The following is a 24,560-nucleotide window of genomic DNA, read 5'->3' as shown; positions in this document are numbered from 1 at the left end:
CAGGCCCTGGATTGGAGCACCTGGCGAGTAGCCAAGGACAAAATACCCCACTTGTGTCTCATTGACGAGAATGAGACACGCTTGCGCTCAATTCCCGGTCTTGATCAGAGCTTCCTTAAATGAATCAATGGTCGGCTCTCCTTTCCAAGCGGATAATCTTTACGGCTGGGCTAAGCTGATAGGTGAAATGACGCTGGCTGCCTACTACAAAAAGTATGGCATGAGATCGGTGGCTTGTCGTTATTTTACCGTCTATGGTCCGCGATGTGGAGAGAGTCATGCCATTATGGCAATGATTGGCAGAGCGCTTCGTCGAGAAGATCCATTTATTGTTTGGGGGAATGGTGAGCAGGTGCGAAACTGGACCCATGTGGACGACATTGTGTCAGGTACTCTTTTGGCGGCTGAACGCATTAGCGATGCACATGCAATTAACCTAGGTACGATGGAACGCATTAGGGTTATTGATGTTGCGAGGGAAACCCTTGGATACTTTGGGCATGATCCAGTGATCAAGTTATTACCGCACCAGCCTACGGGCCCTTTGAACCGCGTTGCCGATAACAGCTTGGCTGCGAAGTTGCTCGGATGGAGGCCCTGTGTTGCATTCTCTAATGGTTTGCAGGAGACAATCGAATGGCGAAAGGCATGTCGTCTTTTCAATAGTTGCTAGGGAATCTCTGGACAAAGAGAGTTTGAGCGGCAGCAGCCAGCTGGAAAGAGTACCTTTGGCCGTGAATTGCCTTTGAGACCACTTTCTGAGGGTTTTGGTCTCCTTTTCAGCCACTCTGGGCTGGTTCTGAGGCTGAATCAAGGTATTCAGACACACCAATCCCCTGGGTCTGGTTGTCGCGAGTAATTGGTGCTTCCTGAATAAGGGCAGATACACTGCAATGCAATGGATCTGGCCAGTTTCTGACGGTAAAATGTGGGTGAACGGGCCAGGTGATTCCCGGGCTGTTGAACAAGGCCACAGCACGCAGAAGGAACCCGGCGGTGGTGGCTTGCTTCTCGTCCGCCAGCACCTCCACCCAGGCCAGGTGGATGGCGTCGTCGCTGGCGACATGGGCTTTCTCGTAACCCGTACCAGTCCTTTGTGTCGACGTGGATCATGTCGCCAGGTCTGGCCCACAGGTAGGGACTCCTGAAAAATCCAGATCCATTGCGCCGCGGCTGGTCTCAAGCATGAGAAGCCGCTAAAATGGCCGTGAACCAGGCAATCCGTGATTGCCTTTACTCCTGATCACTCCAGATGTACCGGAGGCACAATAACGGTCAGATCTCAATCAAGGAGTTCCACCTGCCATTTGGCGGCACACTTGATCCCGAGAATCGCTGGGTTCAACTGGAGGGGCTGATGCCATGGGATGAGCTGGAACAAGCCTATGCCCCTCAATTCAACGCCACAATTGGCGCTCCAGCCAAATCAGTGCGGATGGCCTTTGGTGCTCTCTACATCAAACAGAAGTTGGGGTTAACCGACGAAGAGACTGTCCATCAGATCAGAGAGAACGCCTATATGCAGTTCTTTCTCGGCTTTGCGGGTTACACAGCCAAGGCACCGTTTGATGCCTCGATGATGGTGCATTTTCGCAAACGCTTTTCTGACGAGGATCTGCGCCGTATCAATGAGCTGGTGGTGCAGCGCGGCAAAGAGATCCTTCTGGAAGCACTTGCTCAGGTAGCAGACGATGACGACCATGATGATCCTGATTCCAGAGGAGGAGGCGCTCAGCTGGAACTTGATGCGTTGATCAAGCCTGCTGACTGGCCAGAAGGAAAGAATTGGGGCACTCTCACGATTGATGCTAGTTGCACTCCTGCCGACATTACCTATCCCAGAGACCTCAGGCTCCTCAGCGAGGCTCGCACAACGACCGAGCGAGTCATTGATGATCTGTGCAGTCAGTCATCGGGATTCAGGAGACATCGACCTCGCTACGACCGTGGCCTTGCTCGTGCTCATTTCCTGAGAGTGGCGAAGCAAAAACGGCCACGCCGCCGAAAAGTGAAGGCTGCCATTAAACATCAGCTTGGATATGTGCGGCAGAATCTCAAAGCCATTGATGCTCTGATCGGCTGTGGGGCAACGCTTTCTGAGCTCAAGAGGCATTGGTGGCAGAAGTTGTTGGCCTGCAGCGAGTTGGAGCGGCAGCAGGGCCTTCTGCTCGCCTCTCAGACCAACAGCATTCCAGACCGCCTGGTGAATCTTGTGCAGACCCATATCCGCCCAATGGTGCGAGGCAAAGCACGTGCTGCGGTGGAGTTTGGTGCCAAAATCAGTGTTTCGGTTCAAAACGGCTTTCCGTTCTTGCACCGCATCAGCTGGAACCCCTACAACGAAGGAGAAGACCTGATCGCTCAGGCGGAAAAATACAAGCTGGATACAGGATCTTACCCAGAGCGCATCTGCGCCGACCGGATTTATATCACGGCCAAGAATAGGCATTTCTGCATGAGGAACGGTATTCGCCTCTCCGGCAAGCGATTGGGCCGCCCGCCCAAGGATCCTGATGTCACCACTGCACACAAGCAGCAGCTCCGATCTGATCAAGCTCGACGCAATGAAGTGGAAGGCGTCTTTGGATATGGAAAGCGCAAGTATTCCCTGGATCTGATCATGGTTCGTCTACCAGCTGGTGCCGAATCCTCCATCTCGATGGCCTTTGTCGTGATGTGCGCGGAAAAGGTCTTGAGGCTGCTGCGCCTCTTTTTTGCCCTTCTTTTTGGGTGGATCTACAGCTTTCTTATGGCCTGGTCAGCGATCAGAGCTCCTGCGGTCATCTGCAAGCCAGACTTTTGAGATCTGGCCCACTTGATGTCACGGCGCTTGCCGGCCTGATTAACGCGAAGCAAACGGACGAATTCGGCGCCGATGGGCCGAGAATCTTTTTCAGGAGTCCCCAGGTAGCGGTGCTACGGCTCGGTGGGCTGCAGGTTCTTGAGGCGGCCGAGGTTCATGGCCTTGGGACGCGGACCGCCTCTCCTCCATCAGGACTGCGGAATGGCTTGACGCATCGAGCCCGCGGAGGACGAGCGGACTCCCCCTGGCCCGGCCCCGTTCTGCCCAACCCCGGAGCAGGGTGGCGGGGGGCCCACCCGCAGCCGCCACTGTGGAGCAGTCCCGGGGCTGTTCCCACGGACCGCCTTGCCCAGCAACGGTGGCGGCCACCGGTGGGAGGGAGACGGCACTGCCTTGCCGCGCCTGCCTGGGGGTTCCCGCACAGCCCGGCCTCTCCGCTGCCGGACCCCCTCCCTAGGATTGGAATCTCCAGGTGATACGCCATGGACTCCTCCCTGCGCTATCCGATCCCCGCCGACGAGCTGCAGCGTCTGCGGGAGCTGGAGCGCTACGGCGTCATCGACAGCCCCAGCGATGAGCATTTCGAGCGCATCGTTGAGCTGGCCAGCCTGATCTTCGCGGTGCCGATCACGGCGATCTCGCTGGTGGAGCAGGACCGCCAGTGGTTTCTCTGCAATCTCGGACTGGAGGCGAGTGAAACGCCCCGCGATCAGGCCTTCTGTGCCCATGCCATCGCCACCGATGGCGTGATGGTGGTTCCGGATGCCACTGCCGATCCCCGCTTCCGCAGCAATCCGCTCGTCACCGCCGCTCCCCACATCCGCTTCTACGCGGGTGCGCCGCTTCACAGCCCCGAGGGTCACAATCTCGGCACCCTCTGCGTGATCGATCGCAAGCCGCGGCAGATCACGGCACAGCAGGAGCGCCAGCTGGCCCTCCTGGCCGAGATGGTGATGCATGAGATCGAGCTGCGCCGCCAGGCCCGCCTCTGTCCGGTCACCGGCCTTCCCACCCGCCGCACCTTCCTCACCATCGGTGGCCACGAGATCAGCCGTGCCCGCCGCGAGCAGCTGCCCCTGTCGCTGCTCTGCGTCGACATCGACAACCTGCGGTCGGTGAACAACCGCTGGGGCCACCACGCCGGCGACCAGCTGCTGCAGGGTGTGGTGGCTCTGCTGCGGGGGGTGATGCGCGAGCAGGACTATGTCGCCCGCCTCGGCGATGGCGAGTTCGCCCTGCTGCTGGTGGGCCTGGAGGGCCATGGCGCGCTGGAGCTGGCCGAGGCGCTGCGCCAGGCCGTCACCGCCCTGCCCGGCGCTCACAGCCACTCCGACTTTCAGCTGCACATCAGTGGCGGCCTCACCAGCCTCGCCTCGGGAGACCGGGACATCGAGGACCTGCTGCGTCGCGCCGATCAGGCCCTGGCCCTGGCCAAGGCCAACGGCCGCAACCAGATCGCCAGCCTGTTCGCCAATCCCTGAGCGTCCGGATCATGGTGCTGCCCAGCACCATGGGCTCAGCGCAGTGGCACCACGATCCGGTTGCCGTTGGCGCGATTGACGAACACGGCGTTGCCCTGGGGGAGGATTTTTCGCTCCCAGGTGCCGCCGAGCGAATCGCGCAGAATCACGACGGGGAATCCCGCTCGGATGAGGCGGTAGGTCATCGCCGGGCCGTCCTGCCAGACGATGCGGACGCTGCCGTCCGCGATGTGGCTGTCGCGGCAGGGGATCGGACGGTCGTTGAAGGAGCAGTCCTTCCAGGGAGCCGCCCAGGCGGCCTGGTTCAGGCTGGCCTGCAGCAGGGTCAGGGCCGCCGTGGCCGTCAGCCCGCAGCAGCGCCGCCGCCGTGTCGTGCTGTGGCCCTCGTCCGGGCCGGGGGCCCTGGTCGGCCGATCGGCCCGCTGAGCGGTCGCATCATGCTCCTGCTGTCTGCCGCACCGGCGCCAGCTCGGCCGCCGCCAGACCTCCACGGTGTTCCGTGCCGCCATGCCGTTCCCGCTGCCTCAGCAGCGTGCCAGCGATGCGGGCGATGCGGGCGGTGCGGGCGGTGCGGCCATCGATGGGGCCCGTCGCGGGTCTGGCGATCTCTGCCGCAGTGGCGGCTCGCCGGGCGGTCGCCTGGATCCCAGACTGGAACTCCTGGCCGCGGAGCGGATCAATGGCAGCGGATCCGGCAAGGCAAGGGTCTGCCGAGCCCCCTGGAATGGCGGTCACACCCGCTCAGAACGCCGGCCCGGTGCGGCTGGACCTGCCGGCGGGGGTGCACCACCTGTGCAGTTGTGGGCGCAGCCGCCACGGCTGGTTCTGCGATGGCGCCCATCTGGGCACGGGTCGCGTCTCCCATGAGCTGCGCCTGCAGCAGGCCACCACGGTGCTGCTCTGCGGCTGCGGCCGCTCCCGCGCCTATCCGCTCTGCGACGGCCACCACGCCAGGCCGAAGCAGCGCCGCTGGTGGTGGCCCTGGGACTGACCAAGGCGCGCGACCCCGCAGGGCCTGCCTGACGAACCACACCGGATCGTCAATGGATCGTGGTTGCGGGGATGGCAGGGGCGGTCCCTCCCGCCAGCCTGGGGCAAGCCGCCCGACTCCCTTGATTCCTCCACAGAAGCAGATGACCGGCATGCTCGGCCATCCGGTCGCCGAGAACCCGATCGACCGGATGTTCGATGCGGTCTACGCCCACCACGGCCTGCCCTGGCAGTTCTGGAAGAACGACATCGCCAGTGAGCAGGACCTGGCCCTGGCGGTGCAGGCGCTGCGGCCGCTGGGATACAAGGGCATGGCGATCACGGTGCCCTGGAAAGTGGCCGTGATCCCGCTGCTCGATGCCGTCGATGACGACGTGCGTGCGATCGGCGCCGCCAACTACATGACGATCGAGGACGGCCGCCTGATCGGCCACAACAACGACGGCAAGGGGGTGGTGAAGGCGATCGCGAAGGTGGCACCGCTCCAGGGCCAGCGGGTGGTGATGCTCGGGGCCGGCGGCGCCGGCCGGGCCATGGCGGTGGAGCTCGCCTGGGCCGGGGCGTCCCATCTCACTCTGATCACCCGCCGCGAGGAACAGGGCCGCGAGGTGGCCGAGACCGTGACGCGCGCCTCCGGAGTGCCGGCGGAATGGCTCCCCTGGCAGGGGGAGGTGGCGGTTCCGGCGGGCACCACCCTGCTGATGAACGCCACCCACCTGGGCTGCGCCCCCGAGCTGGAGCCGGTGCCCATGCTGTGGAACACGGTCGATCCCGGCTGTGTGGTGGTGGATGTGATCACCAATCCGCGGATCACACCCTTCCTGGCGACGGCCCGCGAGCGGGGCTGCCCGATCGTCGACGGGGTGGAGATGCTGGTGCAGCTGGCGATGCAGATCTTCGAGCAGTGGACCGGTGTCACCCCGGAGGAGGGGGTGTTTCAGCGGGCGGTGGCCGAGGCCCTGGGCGAACCCGGCCGCGGGGCGGCCTGAGGGGACTCCGGCACAATGGCCGCGGTGCGGCTGCTGCGGCCCCGATGGGCTTCGATCCTCGCCGCTGGCGACCCTCCTCCGGTTCCCGGCCGCTGACCACCAACGTCGAGGCGCTGCTGGCGGAGAACGAGGCGCTGCGCCGGGAGGTGCGCTCCCTGCGTCTGCAGCTGGAGGCCTTTCTGCAGGGGGCACCGGATCCATCCGGCCCCTGGGAGCCGATGGGGGCTCCGCCCCGGGAGGACCCTGCCGCCTCGGCTGAGGCCGGCGGGGCCTGGTCGTCCTCGGCCCGCTCGCGGGCCTCGCGGCCGTCCTGGTCGTCGTCGGAGCCGCCGCGCAGCCGCGTCACCGTCGGTTCCTCCCATGGCCTCAGTCCCGACCTGGTGGAACGCTGGGGGCGCTCCCTGGCCCGCCATCCCCGCTGGCAGGCGCTGCGCATCGGGCCGCCCGGGGGTCTGCGGGGTCTGGAGGAGGAGCTGCGGCGCCACTGGTGGAACCCCGCTCTCAGCCTCGAGCAGGAGCTGGACCGCCGCTGTCCCGGCCTGGGCCATGAACTGTTCGAGGCCTTGCGCGGCCCCCACAGCCGCGGCCGCTGGGCGGTGCGGGCGGCCTTTGCTCTCTACGGCCCAAGAGCCCCGGAATGGTTGAGCGAGGAGCCGCTGCGGGTGGTGGACGAGCTGTTGCGGCGGGTGCAGCAGCTGGAGCAGAGGGCCGGCACCGGAGCGCGGCAGGGGGGAACGCGCACCGCCAGCGGTGGCGAGGGGCCGGAGCCTCGGGGGCAATCCGGCGATCGCCGCTCCGAAGGAGCTGGTTCGCATCAGAGTGACGCGACCGGGCGCCGGGCCGGTGGCAGCAGCGGCGGCGGCGCCCGCCAGCAGGGCACACGTCAGCAGGGTGCCCGCCAGCAGGGTGACGGTCAGCGGCCGCCCCATGGGGCCGGTCAACGGGCGCAGCCCGGCGATGGTCAGCGGGCACCGCACGACGGTGGTGGCCATCACCAGGGCCAGCAGCGCACCGGGACCCATCCTCCAGGCAGCCGCCGTGCCGCCTCAGCGGATCCGCGTGCCGAGGCCCTGGCCCTGCTCGGTCTGGAAGCCGGCGCGACGGCGGCGGCGATCAAACGCGCCTACCGGCGCCTGGCCAAGGCCCACCACCCCGACCTCGGCGGCGATGCCGAAGCCTTCCGGCGGCTCGATGCCGCCTACCGCCTGCTGCGATGAGCCCCGGCCAGGACTCGGCGCCTCCCTCAGGCCTGGATCGTGTTTCCACCAGCCTTCCTAGGTTGGACGGGTTGCCTCGAGGCCGGCGCCGTCTTGTTCGATCTGTTTTGTGGGCCTGCTCCTGATCGGGGTGAAGTGGCGGCCGATGAGACCCTGCCCGGCGATCGCCTCAGCGACCACGAGCAGTTGCGCCTCCTGCGCGAAGCCCTGAGCCTCAACCAGGAGGCCTTTGCCCTGAGCGATCTCGATCAGGGACGCACCTTTCTGGATTGCAGCCTCGCGGCCCATCAGCGGCTGGGCTACAGCCGCGAGGAGTATCTGGCGCTTGGTCCGGTCGGTCTGCAGGCGGATCCGGAGCATGACGAGACCTGGATCGCGGCCCATCTCGAGCAGATGAGGCGTCAGCCGAGCGGATCGTTCCACACCCGCCATCGCAGACGGGATGGCCGGGCGATCGAGGTGCTGGTGGAGTACCGGGTGCTTCACCACCGCGGCCGCCGGCTGGTGCTGGCGGTGCATCGCGATCGCTCCGAACTGCTGCAGTCGCTGCGCCGGGCCGAACGGCTGCATGAGCTGCTGCTCGACGCCGAGCAGCTCACCCGGGTGGGGAGCTGGGAGTTGATCCACGCGACCGGTGAGCTCGTCTGGTCGGCGGGGACCTTCCGGATCTTCGAAGCCACCCCCGGCGCGTTCATCCCCAGCTATGAGCGCTTCCTGGCCGCGGTGCATCCGGAGGACCGGGAGATGGTGGATCGGGCCTACCACATGTCTCTGCAGACGCGTCAGCCGTATCAGGTGAAGCATCGGCTGCTTCTGGCTGACGGCCGCGAGAAGGTGGTGCAGGAGCGCGGCACCACCAGCTTCGATGCAAGCGGTGCGCCGCTGCGTTCGATCGGCACGGTGCAGGACATCACGCAGCTGATCGAGTACGAGCGGAAGCTGGAGCGGGCGGCCTACATCGATCCGCTCACCAAGCTGCCCAACCGCCAGGCGGCTCTGCGGTATCTGCAGGAGGTTCTGCAGGAGGGCCCACAGCAGGGGCTGGAGGCGCCGACCTCAGCTGCGTGACTCGGGGTGTTCAACCTGGATCTCGACCAGTTCCAGGCCTTCAATGACAGCTTCGGACCGAAGGCCGGTGACCGTCTGCTGGTGGCGGTGAGCCGGATTCTGCGCCGTGATCTCTCACCTGAAGCGTTTCTTGCCCGCCTGGAGAGCGATGAGTTTCTGATCCTGGAGAGAGGCGATCTCTCCCAGCTCGAAGCCCAGGCGCGGCGTCTGCAACTGCTGCTGGCCCAGGCGGCCGCGGAGTTCCAGCACCTGCCCCTGTTGCCGAGCGTCTCCATCGGGGTGTGCCATCTGCCCAGCCACGGGATGGAGCCCCAGGCGCTGCTGCAGGCGGCCAACACCGCCCTGATGGAATCCAAGCGGCGCTGCAAGGGAGGGATCTGTCTCTACAGCGATGCCATCAGCCTGCGCATCCGCCAGCGACTGGCTCTTGAGGCGGAGCTGGAGCAGGCGGTGAGCCAGCAGGCCTTCCGGCTTGTGTTCCAGCCGCAGGTGGATCGCCAGGGTGAGCTGATCGGTGCGGAGGTGCTGCTGCGCTGGCACGACCACCACGGCAGCCCGATCCCCCCGAGCGTGTTCATCCCGCTGGCGGAACGCTCCGGTCAGATCCATGCCATCGGCGCCTGGGTGATCGAGGAGAGCTGCCGGCAGCTGGTGGCCTGGCGGCAGCGGGGTCTGCAGGTGCCGAAACTGGCGATCAATCTCTCCGCGACGCAGTTGTGCCTTCCGGATGGCGAGCTGGCCCGCACCCTGATCGCCACGGTGCGCCGTCACGGTCTCGAACCGGAGGCCTTCGAGCTGGAGATCACCGAAACCGCGTTGATCCACGACCCGGAGACCAGTCGCGAGGAGACCATGGCCCTGCACCGGGCGGGCTTCCAGCTGGCCATCGATGACTTCGGCACCGGCTATGCCTCCCTGGTGAGCCTCCACCTGCTGCCGGTGGACAAGATCAAGATCGATCTCAGCTTCATTCAACGGCTGCAGGCCAACGAGACCGATCACACGATCGTCAAGAGCACGATTCTGCTGGCCCAGGAACTGGGACTGCAGGCGTTGGCCGAAGGCGTGGAAACCGAGGAGCAGTGGCGGATCCTGCAGGAGCTCGGCTGTGATCTGTTCCAGGGGTATCTGTTCGGCTTTCCGATGGCCGCCGAAGCCTTCGAGGAGCGACTCAGGGCCACTGCTCGCTGAGCTTCCGCCACCGATCGCGGCAGTCGGACCATCGGGGGCGATCAACCCTGCGGGCCCGGCCCGGCGCCGAGGGTTCAGTGGATCGGCACGATGCGGGTGCCGTCCTGCTTGGCCTGGTACATCGCGGTGTCGGCGCGGGCCATCACGTCGTCCAGGGCTTCCTGCGGCCGCGCCAGCGTCACCCCCAGGCTGGCGGAGATGGTGATCTCGAAATCGCTGCCGTGAATCGGCTGTTCGATCGCCTCGAGGATGGTGCCGGCGACGGCGATCGCCGCCGCGAGGTCCGCCAGGCCCCGGAGCACCACCACGAACTCATCGCCCCCCATGCGTCCGGCCAGATCGCCTTCCCGCAGGCGCTCCCTGAGCCGTTCGGCGACGGTGCGAAGCACGGTGTCACCAGCGGCATGGCCGAGGTTGTCGTTGATCTGCTTGAACAGATCGAGATCGAGAAACAGCAGCCCCAGCTCGTCGTCGTGGCGCCGCCGTGCGGCGCTGAGCAGTGTCTCGAGCCGCTCGAGCAGTCCGCGGCGGTTCAGCAGTCCGGTGAGTTCATCGCGGTTGGCGCGTCGCTTCAGACCCTCCTCCCGTTCCCGGATCGCTTGCGCCATCGCCTCGAAGGCTGATTCCAGTGCCGCCAGCTCGGCGAAGGCCGGTGCGGCTGCCGGTGGCTGCACGGGAGGCGCCGGGCTTTTCAGCGCGTGCATCCGCTCCGCCAGGGAGGAGATCGGCCGGATGAGCAGCCGGCGCATGCGCAGGTTCTTGAGGGCGATCAGCAGACTGCTGCCCGTGCAGGCCACCAGGAGCAACAGCAGGATCTGCCGCTGCTCCTCCGCCAGCGGCTGGGTGGGGAGCAGGGTGACGATCGCAGCGCCGACGGAGCGGGCCGGCGTGATGATCGGAATCCATGTCTGGGTTCCGATCTGCATGGCAGGGCTGATCACCTGCTGATTCAGGCCAGGATCGCGATCGAAGGCCGGGATGCGCAGGGTGTCATGGCTGGAGAGCAGCACCGAACCATCGCGGGCCACCAGCAGCACCGGGGTGCCGGCGGTGTTGCTGAACTGCCGCAGAAAGCTCTGCAGCGATTCCAGATCGACGCGACCCAGCAGCAGGCCATCGTCCTGTGGGACGGTGATGTAGATGCTGGGCCGGCCGTCCTCGATGCCGCGCAGCAGCGGGGAGAAGTCACCGGCTGCGGCAGGCTGACGCAGATAGGTGGCCAGCGGGCCGCGACTGATGGAGAACAGAGGAAACACCTGACTGGTGGGCCGTTGGCGGATCACCTCCGTCACCTGCAGATCCCGATTGAGCTGATAGAGATCGGAGAAATCGCCCATCAGGTCCGCCAGTGCCCGACGGCTTTCGCCCTGGCCGAGCTGGGCGAACAGACGCAGCTGCTGACGGGCCTTCTGCAGTTGTTCGCTCAGCCTCAGTTCCACCTTCTCGGCCTCGGCCGCAGCGATGGCGATGTAGCGCTTGCGCAGCTGCACCATCGCCGCCGCGCTGGAGATGGCGAACAGCAACAGCAGCAGTGCCAGCACGGCCACCTCCTGGGCCAGGTTCCGCTGCCAGAAGGTGGGCAGCTTCGCTGTGGATGGCGTCCTGACGACCATCAGGGAGACACGGAAGGCGTCGCCGGGCTCAGCCAGTAGGCCTGCAATCCCCCTTCGCTGTCACCGGTGCGGTTGAAGCGGATCGTGCCCAGGCTGGTGCGGTGGGAGGACTGCGACAACAGATAGCGCTTCACGTCGGCGGGTGTGCGGTATCCCCTGCGGAAAGCCTGTTCGAGCAACTCCAGTGCCTGACGCGTGCCGATGCTCATCGCATAGGGCTCGTAGCCGAAGCGTTTCTGAAAGCGTTCCAGGTAGCTCCGCAGCACCGGGTCCCTGCGGGCATCGGGATAGGGGCTGATCTGAAGGATGCGTGCGCCGGCGTCGCCGGCGTGGTCCTCGATCATCGCCGAGCGGGCCCAGGGCGTGAGCACGATCGGTGCCTGGGGTTGATGGCGGTGAAACTGCTGGGCCATGTTGCCGATGGAGGGCAGGAAGGCCCCTCCCAGCAGGTAGAGGGCATCAAACGGCTGGTGCAGCAGAGCAGCGAGCTGCTGGGGTTGATAGGTCACGTAATTGATCTGCCTGGTCTCAACCTGCCAGCGAGGATCCATTGCCTTTCTGAAGCTGCGCAGAGCGGGATCGGTATAGGCGAGATTGCTGTTGTCCTGCAGGATGAGCAGTCGCCGTCCAGGCAGCTTGTTCACCTGTTCGGCGACCGCCTTCTGTTCGACATTGAGGTCGGGGATGATACGCAGAAAGTGATCATCCAGATTGCTCAGCTTGGTGCTCGTTGCCGAGACATTGATCGTCAGCGCCTGTGGTGAGCGGAACAGGTCCAGGCTCTTGATGGCGCTGTTGGAGGCCTGGGTGTTGATGAAGAAGGGGATACCCTCTTGCATCGCCTTGCGTAATTCGGCGGGCCCCAGCCTGGGGTCGGCGCTGTTGTAGAAATTTCGGATCTCGATCCGGCTGTCGGGGTGTTCTTCCAGGTAGAGATCGGCGGTGTTCTTGTCGCTGGGATCGATGGCCCCGCCCGCCGTCAGCGGCAGGTCGATCCCGATGGCGACCGGGATCGGCGCCTGCTGTTGCCACCACCGGTAGCCCAGCAGCCCTGCCAGCACGAAGACCGCCAGCCCGGCAAGCAACCTGCGGGCGGCTTTGGGGACGCGGGGTGGTTGGGGTGGCATCGGCAATCGCTTCGGGCAGGATCAGGCCTCTGGATTGGCCGATGACGGGGTGTGGATGAAAAGATCGGTGAACGAAGTCGGCCAATCAGCCGTGATCGAAGCGTGCTCAAGGACGCGATGCCCACCCAAGGACTTTATGCGATTTCGGCCTGCCGTGCTGCCGTGCTCATTGGGGTGGGCGGCTGGCATTCGCCCGTCACAATGAAGCGGATGGTGGCTTCCCGCCAGTGAGCAGGCGCTCTGTTGATCCGATGGACGATCCGGTTCCGTTCGTGCAGGTGGGTGAGCTGCAGTTCCGGCAACTCCACCGGAGACACGCACCTCATGGGTCCATCCTGCCCCCGGCGGCTGTGAGCAGCCGCCGGGCTGCCTTCCGGGTGGGATCAGGGCATGGCGCGGAAGAGCAGCAGCTTGCGGCCCTGCGCGTTCTGCAGCAACAGGTTCTGCTTGTCGATGCTGAAGCGGCGGACCTGCGCGAGGGCATCGACAAAGCGCCTCTCGAAGGCCATCGCCGCTGGTTCGCAGGCCATCTGGGTGCTGGCCAGCCTGGAGAAGCGCACCTGCTCGCCATCCAGCTGGAAGCCGCCCATCAGGCGGTTGCAGCCGCCGCTGCCGCTGACGCGCTCGCTGTTCGCCGCCAACTGGAGTTCGGCCGCCTTGCCCGGGGGCTTGCGCAGGGTGGGGGTGTTGCCATCCTGCAGGGCCTGGAGCCGCCAGAGGGTGCCGCGCAGCTCTGGCCTGGCAAGCGGTGCACGAGTGGGGGCCGTTGGTGGCGCCTGCGGGCAGCCCTTGCCGGGATGCACGCCCACGAAGCGCTCCACCACGAGGCTGCGCTCGGGAGCGCGTCCCGGCTCAGCCGAGGGGCGATTGGCGATCAGCCCCTCCAGGTTCACCAGCAGCGGCCGGCCCGCGCCGCCGGCGGGCAGAGCCTTGAGATAGGCCTGCTCCAGGCGGCGGTAGTCGCCCTCCATCGCCACCGGCAGGCTGGCGCCGGTGGCGCAGAGGCGGATGCGGGCGGCATCGGCCTGGTAGCTGAACATCCCGAGCAGGTGCAGCCGCGGCTCGATCGGCTCGGCGGCGGGCAACCGCTGCAGCAGGTCGTGATGGCGTGACTGGATCGGCTGGCCCTGCAGGTTGAGCTTGCGCAGCTGGGCACCGCCGCCGACGGGCTGGAAGAACAGCGGCGCCTCGCGCCCGCCCTGCAGCACCAGGCGTTGGCCGCCCGGCTCCAGGAGCCAGCGGCCGATGTCATCGAATTGGTTGGGTGCTGGCCGATCCAGGAAGGTCTGGCGCAGCTGGAAGCTGCCGGAGGGGGCCAGATCGACCTGCCAGCGCGTCGTGCCGCTGGCCGCCGGTAGATCTCCGCGCCAGCTGGCGGGCAGGTGCCCCAACGGAGACCTTGGCGCCGGCGGCCGGCGGCTGCCCACCGGAACCATGACCAGATCGAGCGGCTGGCTGGGCCCACCGGTGAGCACCGGTGTGAAGGTGTCGGTGGTGAACAGCAGGCGATCGCCCTGGCGCACCGTCGCCCGCACGGTGTAACGCCCGCCGGGGGTCACATCGCTGTCGCGGTAGGGGATCGAGAAGCGGAAGGGGGGCTGCCCGGCCGGCTGCAGCCGCACGCGGCCCAGCTCCCGCGCGGGCGCGTCGGCGAGGGCGGCATCGATCAGCACCGCCTCAAAGACGGCATCCCGCGGCAGGGCGATGCGCTCCCTGTAGGTGGCCGTGCCCGTCAGGCTGCCGGCCAGGGCCGGGGCCTGGAGCAGCAAGGCGGGAAGCAGGGAGGCGGCGCTCAGCAGTGTGACCAGGGCCCGGTTCCCGTTCAGGGCTGCTCCACGGACCTGGTCTCTGGCGGCTGGCGATGTCACGGTCTGCTGCACGGGTCTGTCAGGGCAGCCTGCCAAGCCGGGCCTGCCAGCTGCCACCCCGGCCGAGCACCCTGGGGCGCGGAACGCCGCTCACCGCAGGATGGCCACTCATGCCGCAGGCCCGCTGCCGGCGGCCTCGAAGCGGCGGTTCACCTCGTCCCAGTTCACCAGGGACCACCAGGCCTGGATGTAGTCGGGCCGGCGGTTCTGATACCTGAGGTAGTAGGCGTGTTCCCAGACATCGAGGCCCAGCAGCGGCGTGCCCCGTTCGATCCCGGGCAGATCCATCAGCGGGTTGTCCTGATTGGCGGTGCTGGTGATCGCCAGGCTTCCATCGGGTCTGCGGATCAGCCAGGCCCAGCCCGAGCCGAAGCGCCCGGCAGCGGCCTGATCGAAGGCCTGCTGCAGGGCCTCCAGCGACCCGAAGTCGGTGCTGATCGCCGCCAGCAGCGCTTCGGAGGGCGCGCCTCCCTGTCCCGGCGGCGCCATCACGGCCCAGAACTGGCTGTGGTTCCAGTGGCCGCCGCCGTTGTTGCGCACCGCCACCGGGAAGCGCGAGATCTGGCCCTGCAGCGCATCCAGCTTCAGGGTCCTGAGGGACGGTTCGGCCTTGATCTGGGCGTTGAGATTGGCCACGTAGGCGGCGTGGTGACGGTCGTGGTGGAGCGTCATCGTGGTGGCGTCGATCGCCGGCTCGAGGGCATCCGGGGCATAGGGCAGCGGCGGCAGCGTGAATTCAGCCCACACCGGGGCCGCCGTTCCCAGCAGCAGAAGCAGCGCTGTCAGGCAGGCCAGCAGCGGCCGGATCAGGAAGCGAGGGCGCATGGGAGTGATGCCGGCCGGCGTGAGGGGAAATCCCACTCTGGTCCGCAACCGCCTCAGAGCACGGGGCTCTCGCTGCGCTCTGCGGGCTCGTCTCCGCTGAGGGGCCTGGGGGCGTCGCTGCTGAGCGCCTCGGTGATCACCTCGAACCCGGTGAGCTCATGGGCCCCGAAGGAGCGCAGGAAGGGCACATCGGCCGCGTCGCGCCCGCGGGCGATCAGCACCCGGCCGCAGCGGGGGATGTTGTGACGGGCATCGAAGACGTACCAGCGATCACCGAGGAAGGCCTCGAACCAGGCGGAGAAGTCGACGGGGGCCAGGCCGATGGGAATGCCGGTGTAGCCGAGATAGCCGGTGCAGTAGCGGGCGGGGATGTTGAGGCAGCGGCAGAGGGTGATCGCCAGGTGGGCGAAGTCGCGGCAGACGCCGACACCGGCATCAGCAGTCTGACTGGCGCTCTGGTGGAGTTCGGAAGCGCCGTACTCGAAGCGGATCTGGCCATGCACCCAGTCACAGATGGCCTGCACCAGCGACCAGCCCGCTGGAATCCCCGCGAAGGTGCTCCAGGCCAGCTCCATCAGGGCGGCGGTGTCGCAGTAGGGGCTGGCGTTGAGGAAGCGGTAGGTGTCGATCGGCAGGGCCTCGATCGGGCACTGGCGCACGCCGGGCAGCACCGGATCGCTGTGATCCGGAGCCTCGATGGTCGTGGCGTAGTGGAGGCTGGTGGTGCCGGCGGCTGCGACGAAGCGGCACCAGCGGTTGCCGCTCTGATCGGCGAGCACCTCAACGGTGCGATCAGGCTGGAGCAGCAGCTGCTCTGGGGCGATGAGATCGGTGGCCAGGCTGCCGTGGACATGCACCAGTGCCAGCAACGGCGTGGCCGCCTCGCAGCGCAGCTCGATCCGGCAGCCGATGCTCAGGTGCACGGGGTGAGGCCAGGAACAACGACTGCCCTGATGCTGTCCGCCGGATCGAGCCGGCGCCGGATCCGCAGTGCTCAGGACAGGAAGCGCTGATCGAGAGGAGCGTTCAGGTCGGGCTGGGTGATCCGGTTCGTTCCGGGGAGAGGTGGCCAGGCCGCTCGGCGAGTCCACTCCGGGTTGCGCGGAACAACCCCACATCGACACCGAGATGCTGATCCGGCCGGCCGGTGATCAGCAGCGCCGTGCGCTGGCGGGTTGCGATCTGCCACATCCATTTGCTGAACAGGGCGATGCGGTTCTCGGTGTCCGGAATGAAGGCGAGATGGGCCAGGGCCCACAACAGCCAGCCCGCCAGGCCGGTGACATGCAGGCCGCGCAGGTCCGCCACCGCATACCAGGGGCCGATCACGGCCATGCTGCCCAGATCGAGCCAGCGGAAGGGCGGCGTGGTCTCCCCGCGCAGGCGGGCGAGGATGTCGCGGGCGATCCAGCCCCCCGCCTGCACGGCCGGACCCGCCATGCCGGGCAGCGGTGTCCCTGAAGCGGTGTGGTTGTAACAGCAGAGATCTCCGACCGCCCGGATCTCGGGATGACCGGGGAGCGAGAAATCCGGCTCCACCATCAGTCGGCCGCCGCGGTCGACCGGGCAGCCGATCAGCTCGCTCAGCCTCAGGCCCAGGCGGGAGGCCCGGACTCCGGCCGTCCAGCAGATGGTGGCTGCTTCGATGTCCCGGGTCTCCCCGGCTCCGTCGAGGCTCACGCGCCCGGGTGCGATCTCCTTCACCCGGAGGCCCAGCCGCAGCTCCACCCCGGCTGACTGGAGATGGTCCGCGGCGGCGGCGGAGAGCTGGGGGGCCATCGTCGGCAGAACCCGATCGACCAGATCCACCAGGATCACGCGGCAGTCCTCGGACCGCAGCTGTTTGAAATCGCGCTGCACGGCCCTGTGCATCAGCTCGATGAGAGAACCGGCCAGCTCGCAGCCCGCCGGTCCCGCCCCCACCACCACGACGCTCTGGAGGAAGGCGCGCCGTTCCGGGTCACGGGTCTGCTCCGCCTCCTCAAGGGCCATCAGCAGCCGGCGCCGGATCTCATCGGCGTGCTCGAGGATCTTCATCGGCGGCGCCAGGGAGCGCCATTCCTCGCGGCCGAAATAGGTGCTGCCTGAGCCGGTGGCCAGGATCAGCTGGTCGTAGGCCAGATGGTGCCCGTTGAGCACCACCTCCCTCGCCTCGGGGTCGATGTCGACCACCTCACCCAGCAGGATCTGGATGTTGGGGGCGTTGCCCACCATCTGGCGCAGCGGCGAGGCGACGTCCGCTTCGGAGACCAGACCCGAGGCCACCTGATAGAGGAGGGGCTGGAACAGGTTGAAGTTTCGCTTGTCGATCAGCGTCACCCGCACCGGCTGGCCGGCCAGGCCATGGCAGATCCTGAGGCCGGCGAAGCCTCCGCCCACCACCACCACATGGGGCCAGCGGCGCATCGCCTCCTCGGGCGGATCGAGCTCCAGGAAGAAGCGTTCCATCGGACGGGGCTCCTGCCGCGGGCAGCGGGGCCCGGGCGTGGTGGCATCAGGCGAGGGCCGCGGGTGGCCTCGCCGAAGCCGGATGACGTCAACCTATGGAGGGCCCGCCGGCCTCCGGAGTAACGGATCCGACGATCGCTGCAGATGGGGGGAGATTGCCCCGGCCCACCCAGCCGGAGCGCAGAGGAGCGGCAGCGGGCCGCCGGGGGTGAGGCTCCGAGGTGCGGCGTCGGCCCCCCCCCCCCCCGTTCAGTCGTGACCCGATGGCGCGTGCTGCTGACAGGAGGGGCAGAGACCATGCACCTCGAACGTATGGAACAGGGGCTTGAAGCCGTGGAGCTGCACCGCATTCAGCCCAAGGCCATTTCTCCCCACCGGACAGATCGGCAACGGTTCGCTGTGGCCGCAGCTCACGCAGGTGAGGTGATGGTCATCGCGGTCGACGGGGGCGTAGACGCTCTCCCCGTTGGGCAGCTTGCGGCAGCGCACCAGCCCCGCACACTGCAGCTGCCGCAGGTTCCGGTAGACGGTGGCCAGTCCGGAGCGCGCCTTCTCCTCCCGGAGCCGTTGATGCAGCTCCTGACCGCTCAGTTCCGCCTCGGCCTGACGCAGCACCTGCAGCAGGGACAGCTGCCTGGGCCCCAGGTTGAGCGTCTCCGGATCCAGGGGGGGTGTGGGATGAGCCATCGGAGGGGCGCCGGCTCCGCAACCTGCTGGAACGGAAACCATTTTCACCGAAGGGAGCCCTCGGCTGTGGCGGTCGGCAGGTGGACGAGCGCCGGCACCGGTGGCGCCCCGAGCCCGTGCCCATGGATCCGTCGATGGGCTGTGGATCCAGGTGCGTGACATCGCGACGGCCATCCAGGGGCATCAGCGATCGGCCCTGGCTCCTCCACAGTCCTGCCAGCTGTCCAGGAGACGCGCCAGCTCGTCCTTCATGGCGCTGAGCTCGGAGATCCGCTGGTCGATCGAGGCCATCTTGGCCGTGATGCTGTCTTTCAGCACCGAGCAATTGCACAGGCCGGAGCGACGCACCTCCAGGATTCTCGCCAGCTCAGGGATGGACACATCCATCGCGCGGAGGGCACGGATGATCGCGAGCTCAGCGAGATTCTCCTGATCGAACAGGCGGTAACCAGCCTCCGAGCGTTCCCTGGGCTCGAGCAGTCCCGCATCGCAGTAGAAGCGAATCGTCTTCACCGACAGGCCGGTGCGCCTGGCCACCTCACCGATGCGCAGGCTGGGGGCGGGCATCGGTGACAGCGATCCCTGCCGGGCCATGGACTGAACCCTCCAACCAAGGGAAGCCCGGCCACTGTAGAGAGGGGTGATGGGTGCGGTCGTCCGGACATCGACCCTCCACTGCTCGCGCTGTTGTGGAGGCCTTAGGTAGGGTCAACGCCCGCCCGATCCCCGGCGCCTGCCCTCCGTCCCATGTCGCTCCCTTTCCGTCCGTGGATCCCCCGGACGGCGGCTGTCTCCGGCGTCAACCTGCTGCTCTCCGCCTCCGCTCTCGCCGCTCCCGCCACCGGGGCCGGTGCTGTGCCCGCTCTCTATGCCACACAGGCCGAAGCGGAGAAGGCCGCCAGGCTTCACTTCAACTGCACAGGCGCCCACAGGATGGGCAACCAGTGGATGCCCTGTGCCGAGCACAGCGACGTCCACGGCGCCTCGCCGTCCCACTGAGCCCGAGCCCATCCATGGCCCAATGCGGCGACAAGCCCAGGTTCATCGCCTTCGGCGTGGCTCCCCTGGGCATCATCTCGATCGGCATCGTGCCGATGGGAGTGGTGAGCATCGGTGTGGTGCCGATGGGGGTGGTGAGCCTCGGCGTGGTGGGGATGGGTGTTCTCAACGCCTGTGTGGTGGGGATGGGCGTGCTGGTCGCCGGCGTGAACGTGATGGGGGTGTGGTGGGCCGGCGTCGAGGGGATGGGGCCTCGGCGCCTGGGTGCTCCGGCCGGCGCCCTGCATCAGCACCACCACCCCAGCTCCCCGGCTCGATTGCCGCCCCATCTGATGGCATACCCCACCCGTGAGGAAGCGCTGGAACAGGCCCGAAAAGCGGGCTGCAGTGGTGCCCATGCCATGGGTTCCCTCTGGATGCCCTGCTCCGAGCATCCCCGCTAGGGATGGGCCCTGCGTTCCTGTCCCTGCCGGCGTGCTCCCCATGCCCTCCGGGCTCACAATGGAGGCCACGGTTCCAGCGGGTCACTCCCTGGAGGCAACGAGGAAAGTCCGGTGGGGTTCAGGGATCTCCTGAGTCGAGTCCGGCACTGTCCCGCAGCTGTGATCGGGGCCACGCTCCCTCAGTCAGAACGCTCGCCGTGCCCAACCCCTTCATCCCCGGCGCGGACCGGTTCTTTCGATGACTCAGAGCTTCCCGGCCAGAACCCTGGCTCTGTGCGGCGGCGCGGCAGCGCTGGCGCTGTTGCTGGATCAACCCGCCCAGGCCCACGGCATCGCCCAGGGCGGCATCGTCTCGGGCTTTCTGCATCCGATCGGCGGCGTCGACCATCTGCTGTTGCTGATCGGCGTGGGGGCCGCAGCCTCCTGCATCTCCTCCCAGCTTCTGCTCTGGGCGGTGGCCGGTGCCATCGGCGGCGGGCTCTTCGGGGCGGTGGGCGGCACGTTGCCGGGCCAGGAGCTCCTCGCAGCCCTGGCCGTCACAGCCGTGGCGGTGCTGGTGCTGGGCTGCCTCCGCTCGCGCCGGAGTCCCCGGCTGGGCGCCTGCGGCGGCCTGGTGGCCGGGGCGGTGGCTGTTCACGCCATGCTGCACGGCCTCGAGGCCCCCAGTGACGGTTCGGCGGCGCTGTGGTGGCTGGGAGCGTTCGCCGGTTCGCTGCTGGTGAGCGGCGGCAGCGCCCTGGTGCTGCGGCGCCTGCCCCTGGCCTGGACCCGGAGTGTGGCCCTGCTCCTCGCCTGCGGCGGCGGGGTTGCGGCCCTCGGTCCGCTCGGACTGCTGGCGCGCTGATCCCGGGCCTGAGGCGGTGACCGGCCGCCCCCCCCACTGCAGACGCCCCGGCGGCGATGCCCTGGTGAGGGTGCCGAGTCTGATCGAGGATTCGGGCGGCGCCCACCTGCACATCACCATCGCTGACGCCACGGGGGCCGTGCTCGGCGGTCATCTTGTCGGTTGCTCCCTCGTGCGAACCACGGCCGAGCTGGTGATCCGTCACGGCCATCCCGCGTGAGCCGCCACGCGGGCATCCGCGTCGTGTGCCGTCCTGCGCCGTCCTGTGCCGTGGCGTGCCTTCTCGCTTCCCTGCGGCACAGCTGCGCAACCGTCAGGGCCCTCAGTCCACCAGCATGGGGTCATCCGCTAGCCCGCGATGCTGCTGAATCCGTTCTGCCCACTGACCACAGCCAGGGTGCTGGCCCTCAAGGCCACCGTGATGCTGCTGCTGACGTTGTTGCTCAAGGCCAGGATCCGCATTGCGGCCTTCTCCGCCCTGGGCGTCCTGCTGCTGCTGCTCCAGACCCTGGTGTTCCTCGCCGTCAGCGGTGGCCTGGTGCTGGCCGCGGGCGGTGCCGCGCTGGTCGCCCTGCAACAGCGCCGCTCGCAAGCGGCCTGATGCCGATCCATGGGGCTCGGGGTTGCCCGGGCGAGGCGGCAGCCCTGCGGGCGCACCTGAGCCAGCCAGGTCCAATCGGCCGGTCTTCGGTTGCCGACCGCCTCTTGATTGGTTGCTGTGTCCCCCTCATCGGATCGCGCTGATGCTCCGGCGGAACCCAACCAGGGCCAGGGCCAGAAAGAGGGCACCGATCACCAGGAGGATCATGAATTCAGGCCAGAGGATGGCCAGCCCCGTGTCGCGATACAGGATCCCCTGGCTCAGGATCACGTAGTGGGTGTTGGGGGCCAGCAACATCAGCAGCTGCACCCAGGTGGGCATGCTCTCCCGTGGCGTGATCGAGCCCGAGAGCATCTGCAACGGCAGGAGCACCATCAGGAGCATCAGGCCGAACTGCGGCATCGAGCGCGACAGGGTGGCGATCAGCATTCCCATGGAGGTGGTGGCGAACAGATGCACCGCCGTCCCGATCAGAAACAGGGGCAGCGAACCGGCAATCGGCACCTGCAGGACCCCCTGCACGATCACTATCAGGGAGCCGGTGGCGGCCACCAGCACCACCAGGCCCATCGACCAGCCCTTGGCAAGCATGATCTCCAGCGGCGTCACCGGCATCGCCAGCAAATGTTCGAGCGTGCCCCGGTCCCGTTCGCGCACCAGGGCGGCGCCGCTGAGGATCAGCGACAGCATCGTCACCTGGTTGATCACCTGCATGATCGAGCCGAACCACACCATGCTCAGCTCCGGGTTGAAGCGCGCACGGGCGATCAGCTCCACCGGTGCCGGCGTCACGGGTTGACGATCACGGCTCAGGAAGGCCTGCACCTGCCGTTGCACGATCGCCTGCACATAGGCGGCGCCGCTGTAGGCCTGGCCGATGCGGGTGGCATCGACGTTGAGTTGCACCGCCGGTCGGCGGCCTGCCAGCACATCGCGCTCGAAATGGGGCGGCAGATCGAGCCCGAAGGTGTCCTGCCCCAGTTCCAGGCGTCGTTCCATCTCAGCTCGCTCCACCAGCCTGGGTGCCTGGAAATAGGGCGGCAGGAAGGCCTCGCTGATCCGCTGGGACAGCGGCGAATGGTCTTCGTCAACGATGGCGATCGGGGTGTTGCGAAGGGTTTCCGGGGACGCCCTGGTGCCGGCCAGCACCGAGACGGTGAAGGCGAACAGGATGAGCACCAGCAGGAAGCGTTCCTGCAGCAGGCTGCGCAGTTCCTTGACGCCCAGATCGCGCACATGGCTCCAGCGCAGCCGCAGGCCGTGCATCGTCAACGCTCCTGCCGGGGCAGAGCCAGCACCGCCAGGGCCTGAAGCACGGGCCCGGCGATCAGCAGCGGCAGCAGTGGCGGCAGCAGATCCACCAGAGCCAGCCCCTTGTTGAACACCCCCTGACAGAGAATCAGGAAGTGGCTGGTGGGATAGATGCGGCCGATGAACGCCCCCAGTCCGGTGAGCGAATTGACCGGATCGATCAGACCGGAGAAGGAGATGGCCGGTAACACCGTCAGCAGGGTGGTGCCGAAGATCGCGGCGAGCTGGCTGCCGAGGAAGGCGGAGATCAGCATTCCGAACGCCGTGGCCGCGTTCACATAGAGCAGGGCCCCCAGGCCAGCGGCGATCGGACTGCCGCGCAGGGGGACTCCCAGCGCGATCGTCGCCACAGCGGCCAGCAGCACGACATTGGCCAGCCCCAGCACTAGGTAGAGCTTGCTGAATTTCGATTGTGGGCTTTTCCGGCGCGTCAAAGGCGGATCTCTCGGCCCGCACGCCCGAGCAGTGGTGACCGCAGTTTTACTCCTGGAAGCTGACTAAGCAGCCCACAGAAGCGCTGGACGGCACCGGACAGTGCACAAACCAAGCATCAGGATGTACACAGAGACAAAAATAGCGAACAAGAGGCGCAGTAGCCTCATGATCTTCTCGACATTCATGACAAAGAACACCATCGTGATCACTGTTCTTGATGTTTCAACCAACTTGGTTAGGATTCGATCCAGTCCGTATTTCCGCTTGCCCGTCCCGATTCTTCCCTCGATCACGGAACGCTTTCTCATGTCTGATTTGAACAGCTCTTGCTGCTCTGCTGTCTGCACCTCGGCTTCGACCTGCTTCTTGCGTGGGCGGCCGCTGAGTCTGATTTTATTAGCCTCACAGAACTTCTTGCTTCCAGATGTCATATAGATTGAATCGGCACAGATCCGGGCCGGGTAGTATCCTCGCTCTTCCTTGTATTGCTCGGCACGTGTGATCAGATCGTTGGCTTCATTGTAGTTGTCCCAGCTGATCCGATCCACATCGACAAAGCCATTGTCATCAGAAATTGAAATCTTGGCCCCGAACTCGGTTTTCTTGCCCGCCTTGCCTCGCACGATCGGTCTTACATGTGGCTTCATCAGATTCACGATCCTGTCATCGATGCGCCGGCTGTCAGCGTTATACATCTCCTGTTGCTGCCGGGCGACTTCACTGGCGATCAGCAGCTTGCGGTACAGCTGTGAACCAAGCCCCGAAAGCTCTGCACCGCAATAGATCATGCCGTCAATTGCTCTGAGATTACGGCTGATCTCGTTGAGCTGGAAGCGTTTCGCCTCCCGGATCTCCTCACGGCTTGGCTTTTTCTTTTTGATGATAACCAGGAATAGGTTATGAGCTTTTACGCTATTGCAGCGCGGCTTGCGGGGAATCTTGCCCTGTAACTGCTTGAACAACTCGTCAATGACCTTCTCCGTTGTGTCCCGGGACTCAGCAAGCAGCCTCAAGTCCACTGGGTAGGGGATGTCATCAGGCACGCAGGTTGCATCAAGGATCAGAGTTCCCCAGTTGCTGCCAGGATCGAGCGATGCTGGCTTCACCCCCAGCTCTTCCTCAATGGCCGCAAGCTGCTTGTGATCCTCTGCAGTCATGCCGTCTTCCTGCTCGCAAGTAGCGAGCATCTCCTGAATCATTGCGATCCCGTTGGCCTTGGTCATAGCATTGCAGACCTTGATCAGCTCAGGGCCAATTCGCTTGCGAAAGTGCACCATCATGGAGGCGTCAAACGGCGGCAGGGGCTGGTAACCGCTCAAGCCAATGAAAAATTGCAGATAGGGTGATTCCGTGATCAGCTCCACCGTCTCTCGATCCGTCACTCCCAATCGTCGTTGGATGTAGAGCGCACCGAACGCCATCTGGAAGGGCTTGGCTGGGGCTCCTGTCTTGGCGCTGAACTGGGGCGCGTAGTGGCTTTCCAGTTGAATCCACGGAATCAACTTGTGGAGCAGAACCCAGCGGTTGTTGGGATCGAGCTTCCCGCCAAAGGGCGAGTGAAACTCCTCAATCGACAGCTGACCGGTGTGCTGAAAAACGTACATTTGCGTGTCAGCAGGT

General features: G+C 66.2%; 25 protein-coding genes and 1 riboswitch. Of the genes, 13 read left to right on the top strand and 12 right to left on the bottom strand.

All coding sequences use genetic code 11. The annotated features are described in order from the left end of the window. Positions 1-127 precede the first annotated feature (127 nt). The 3 genes from H8F25_RS05005 to H8F25_RS04995 all read left to right on the top strand — a co-directional run bounded on the left by H8F25_RS05005 (position 128) and on the right by H8F25_RS04995 (position 4,284). On the top strand, positions 128-673 hold the full coding sequence (locus tag H8F25_RS05005; RefSeq protein ID WP_231597125.1) for an NAD(P)-dependent oxidoreductase: 546 nt from the start codon (positions 128-130) through the stop codon (positions 671-673). A 579-nt stretch (positions 674-1,252) separates the two neighbouring features. After that, positions 1,253-2,803, top strand: coding sequence for an IS5 family transposase (locus tag H8F25_RS05000; protein WP_197210801.1), 1,551 nt, complete (start codon positions 1,253-1,255; stop codon positions 2,801-2,803). A 482-nt stretch (positions 2,804-3,285) separates the two neighbouring features. Beyond that, positions 3,286-4,284 carry a sensor domain-containing diguanylate cyclase gene (locus H8F25_RS04995; RefSeq protein ID WP_197212267.1) on the top strand — a complete coding sequence of 333 codons (999 nt, stop codon included), beginning with the start codon at positions 3,286-3,288 and terminating at the stop codon, positions 4,282-4,284. 35 nt (positions 4,285-4,319) lie between these two features. Here the strand turns inward: H8F25_RS04995 and H8F25_RS04990 are convergent, their stop codons facing one another. Beyond that, the gene (locus H8F25_RS04990) at positions 4,320-4,793 is read right to left on the bottom strand and encodes a hypothetical protein (protein ID WP_197212266.1); all 474 of its coding nucleotides are present in this window, start codon (positions 4,791-4,793) and stop codon (positions 4,320-4,322) included. 215 nt (positions 4,794-5,008) lie between these two features. On the opposite strand from H8F25_RS04990, the gene H8F25_RS04985 reads away from it, so the two are divergent. The 5 genes from H8F25_RS04985 (at position 5,009) to H8F25_RS04960 (ending at position 9,739) form a co-directional block, all read left to right on the top strand. After that, positions 5,009-5,275, top strand: coding sequence for a CDGSH iron-sulfur domain-containing protein (locus H8F25_RS04985; RefSeq protein ID WP_197212265.1), 267 nt, complete (start codon positions 5,009-5,011; stop codon positions 5,273-5,275). A gap of 121 nt (positions 5,276-5,396) precedes the next feature. Beyond that, entirely contained in the window at positions 5,397-6,263 is an 867-nt protein-coding gene (locus H8F25_RS04980) for a shikimate dehydrogenase (protein WP_231597123.1), read from the top strand. A 44-nt stretch (positions 6,264-6,307) separates the two neighbouring features. Then, positions 6,308-7,480 (top strand): J domain-containing protein, encoded by a 1,173-nt coding sequence (locus H8F25_RS18100; protein WP_370525817.1) that lies wholly within the window; start codon positions 6,308-6,310, stop codon positions 7,478-7,480. Positions 7,481-7,573: 93 nt separating this feature from the next. Beyond that, positions 7,574-8,548, top strand: a complete 975-nt coding sequence (locus H8F25_RS04965; protein WP_197212264.1) for a PAS domain-containing protein — start codon at positions 7,574-7,576, stop codon at positions 8,546-8,548. Between the two features lie 6 nt (positions 8,549-8,554). Beyond that, complete coding sequence (locus H8F25_RS04960) at positions 8,555-9,739, top strand: bifunctional diguanylate cyclase/phosphodiesterase (RefSeq protein WP_197212263.1); 1,185 nt, start codon at positions 8,555-8,557, stop codon at positions 9,737-9,739. A 74-nt stretch (positions 9,740-9,813) separates the two neighbouring features. On the opposite strand, the gene H8F25_RS04955 is transcribed toward H8F25_RS04960, so the two are convergent. From H8F25_RS04955 to H8F25_RS04915, 8 genes are all read right to left on the bottom strand, one after another. Next, the gene (locus tag H8F25_RS04955; RefSeq protein WP_197212262.1) at positions 9,814-11,352 is read right to left on the bottom strand and encodes a sensor domain-containing diguanylate cyclase; all 1,539 of its coding nucleotides are present in this window, start codon (positions 11,350-11,352) and stop codon (positions 9,814-9,816) included. Further along, positions 11,352-12,479, bottom strand: a complete 1,128-nt coding sequence (locus H8F25_RS04950) for an ABC transporter substrate-binding protein (RefSeq protein WP_197212261.1) — start codon at positions 12,477-12,479, stop codon at positions 11,352-11,354. The genes H8F25_RS04955 and H8F25_RS04950 overlap by 1 nt, the downstream gene beginning before the upstream one ends. 383 nt (positions 12,480-12,862) lie before the next feature. Beyond that, positions 12,863-14,248 carry an META domain-containing protein gene (locus H8F25_RS04940; protein ID WP_231597121.1) on the bottom strand — a complete coding sequence of 462 codons (1,386 nt, stop codon included), beginning with the start codon at positions 14,246-14,248 and terminating at the stop codon, positions 12,863-12,865. Between the two features lie 207 nt (positions 14,249-14,455). Beyond that, positions 14,456-15,172 carry a superoxide dismutase gene (locus H8F25_RS04935; RefSeq protein WP_197212258.1) on the bottom strand — a complete coding sequence of 239 codons (717 nt, stop codon included), beginning with the start codon at positions 15,170-15,172 and terminating at the stop codon, positions 14,456-14,458. A 53-nt stretch (positions 15,173-15,225) separates the two neighbouring features. After that, the gene (locus H8F25_RS04930; RefSeq protein ID WP_231597120.1) at positions 15,226-16,095 is read right to left on the bottom strand and encodes a transglutaminase family protein; all 870 of its coding nucleotides are present in this window, start codon (positions 16,093-16,095) and stop codon (positions 15,226-15,228) included. Between the two features lie 103 nt (positions 16,096-16,198). Then, positions 16,199-17,620 (bottom strand): NAD(P)/FAD-dependent oxidoreductase, encoded by a 1,422-nt coding sequence (locus H8F25_RS04925; RefSeq protein WP_197212256.1) that lies wholly within the window; start codon positions 17,618-17,620, stop codon positions 16,199-16,201. 249 nt (positions 17,621-17,869) lie between these two features. After that, positions 17,870-18,307 carry a Fur family transcriptional regulator gene (locus tag H8F25_RS04920; RefSeq protein ID WP_197212255.1) on the bottom strand — a complete coding sequence of 146 codons (438 nt, stop codon included), beginning with the start codon at positions 18,305-18,307 and terminating at the stop codon, positions 17,870-17,872. 183 nt (positions 18,308-18,490) lie between these two features. Beyond that, positions 18,491-18,874 (bottom strand): MerR family transcriptional regulator, encoded by a 384-nt coding sequence (locus tag H8F25_RS04915; RefSeq protein ID WP_231597118.1) that lies wholly within the window; start codon positions 18,872-18,874, stop codon positions 18,491-18,493. A gap of 180 nt (positions 18,875-19,054) precedes the next feature. On the opposite strand from H8F25_RS04915, the gene H8F25_RS04910 reads away from it, so the two are divergent. The 5 genes from H8F25_RS04910 to H8F25_RS04890 all read left to right on the top strand — a co-directional run bounded on the left by H8F25_RS04910 (position 19,055) and on the right by H8F25_RS04890 (position 21,194). Then, the gene (locus H8F25_RS04910; RefSeq protein ID WP_197212254.1) at positions 19,055-19,306 is read left to right on the top strand and encodes a DUF3721 domain-containing protein; all 252 of its coding nucleotides are present in this window, start codon (positions 19,055-19,057) and stop codon (positions 19,304-19,306) included. A gap of 14 nt (positions 19,307-19,320) precedes the next feature. Next, on the top strand, positions 19,321-19,749 hold the full coding sequence (locus H8F25_RS04905; protein ID WP_197212253.1) for a hypothetical protein: 429 nt from the start codon (positions 19,321-19,323) through the stop codon (positions 19,747-19,749). Between the two features lie 51 nt (positions 19,750-19,800). Beyond that, a riboswitch (cobalamin riboswitch) is annotated at positions 19,801-19,964 on the top strand. A 23-nt stretch (positions 19,965-19,987) separates the two neighbouring features. Beyond that, positions 19,988-20,593, top strand: coding sequence for a HupE/UreJ family protein (locus H8F25_RS04900; protein ID WP_197212252.1), 606 nt, complete (start codon positions 19,988-19,990; stop codon positions 20,591-20,593). Positions 20,594-20,609: 16 nt separating this feature from the next. After that, positions 20,610-20,813 (top strand): PPC domain-containing DNA-binding protein, encoded by a 204-nt coding sequence (locus H8F25_RS04895; protein ID WP_231597116.1) that lies wholly within the window; start codon positions 20,610-20,612, stop codon positions 20,811-20,813. Positions 20,814-20,951: 138 nt separating this feature from the next. Continuing rightward, on the top strand, positions 20,952-21,194 hold the full coding sequence (locus H8F25_RS04890; RefSeq protein WP_197212250.1) for a hypothetical protein: 243 nt from the start codon (positions 20,952-20,954) through the stop codon (positions 21,192-21,194). A 126-nt stretch (positions 21,195-21,320) separates the two neighbouring features. Here the strand turns inward: H8F25_RS04890 and H8F25_RS04885 are convergent, their stop codons facing one another. The 3 genes from H8F25_RS04885 to H8F25_RS04875 all read right to left on the bottom strand — a co-directional run bounded on the left by H8F25_RS04885 (position 21,321) and on the right by H8F25_RS04875 (position 24,544). Next, entirely contained in the window at positions 21,321-22,460 is a 1,140-nt protein-coding gene (locus H8F25_RS04885) for an ABC transporter permease (RefSeq protein WP_197212249.1), read from the bottom strand. A gap of 2 nt (positions 22,461-22,462) precedes the next feature. After that, positions 22,463-22,939: a hypothetical protein gene (locus H8F25_RS04880; RefSeq protein WP_231597114.1), complete on the bottom strand. Its 477-nt coding sequence runs from the start codon at positions 22,937-22,939 to the stop codon at positions 22,463-22,465. Between the two features lie 63 nt (positions 22,940-23,002). Beyond that, positions 23,003-24,544 (bottom strand): IS5 family transposase, encoded by a 1,542-nt coding sequence (locus H8F25_RS04875; protein WP_197212247.1) that lies wholly within the window; start codon positions 24,542-24,544, stop codon positions 23,003-23,005. Between the last annotated feature and the right edge of the window lie 16 nt (positions 24,545-24,560).

This window comes from Synechococcus sp. CBW1004, from assembly GCF_015840715.1.
In the GTDB taxonomy this organism is placed as follows: domain Bacteria; phylum Cyanobacteriota; class Cyanobacteriia; order PCC-6307; family Cyanobiaceae; genus Cyanobium.
This window is presented reverse-complemented; position numbering and strand designations above follow the sequence as displayed.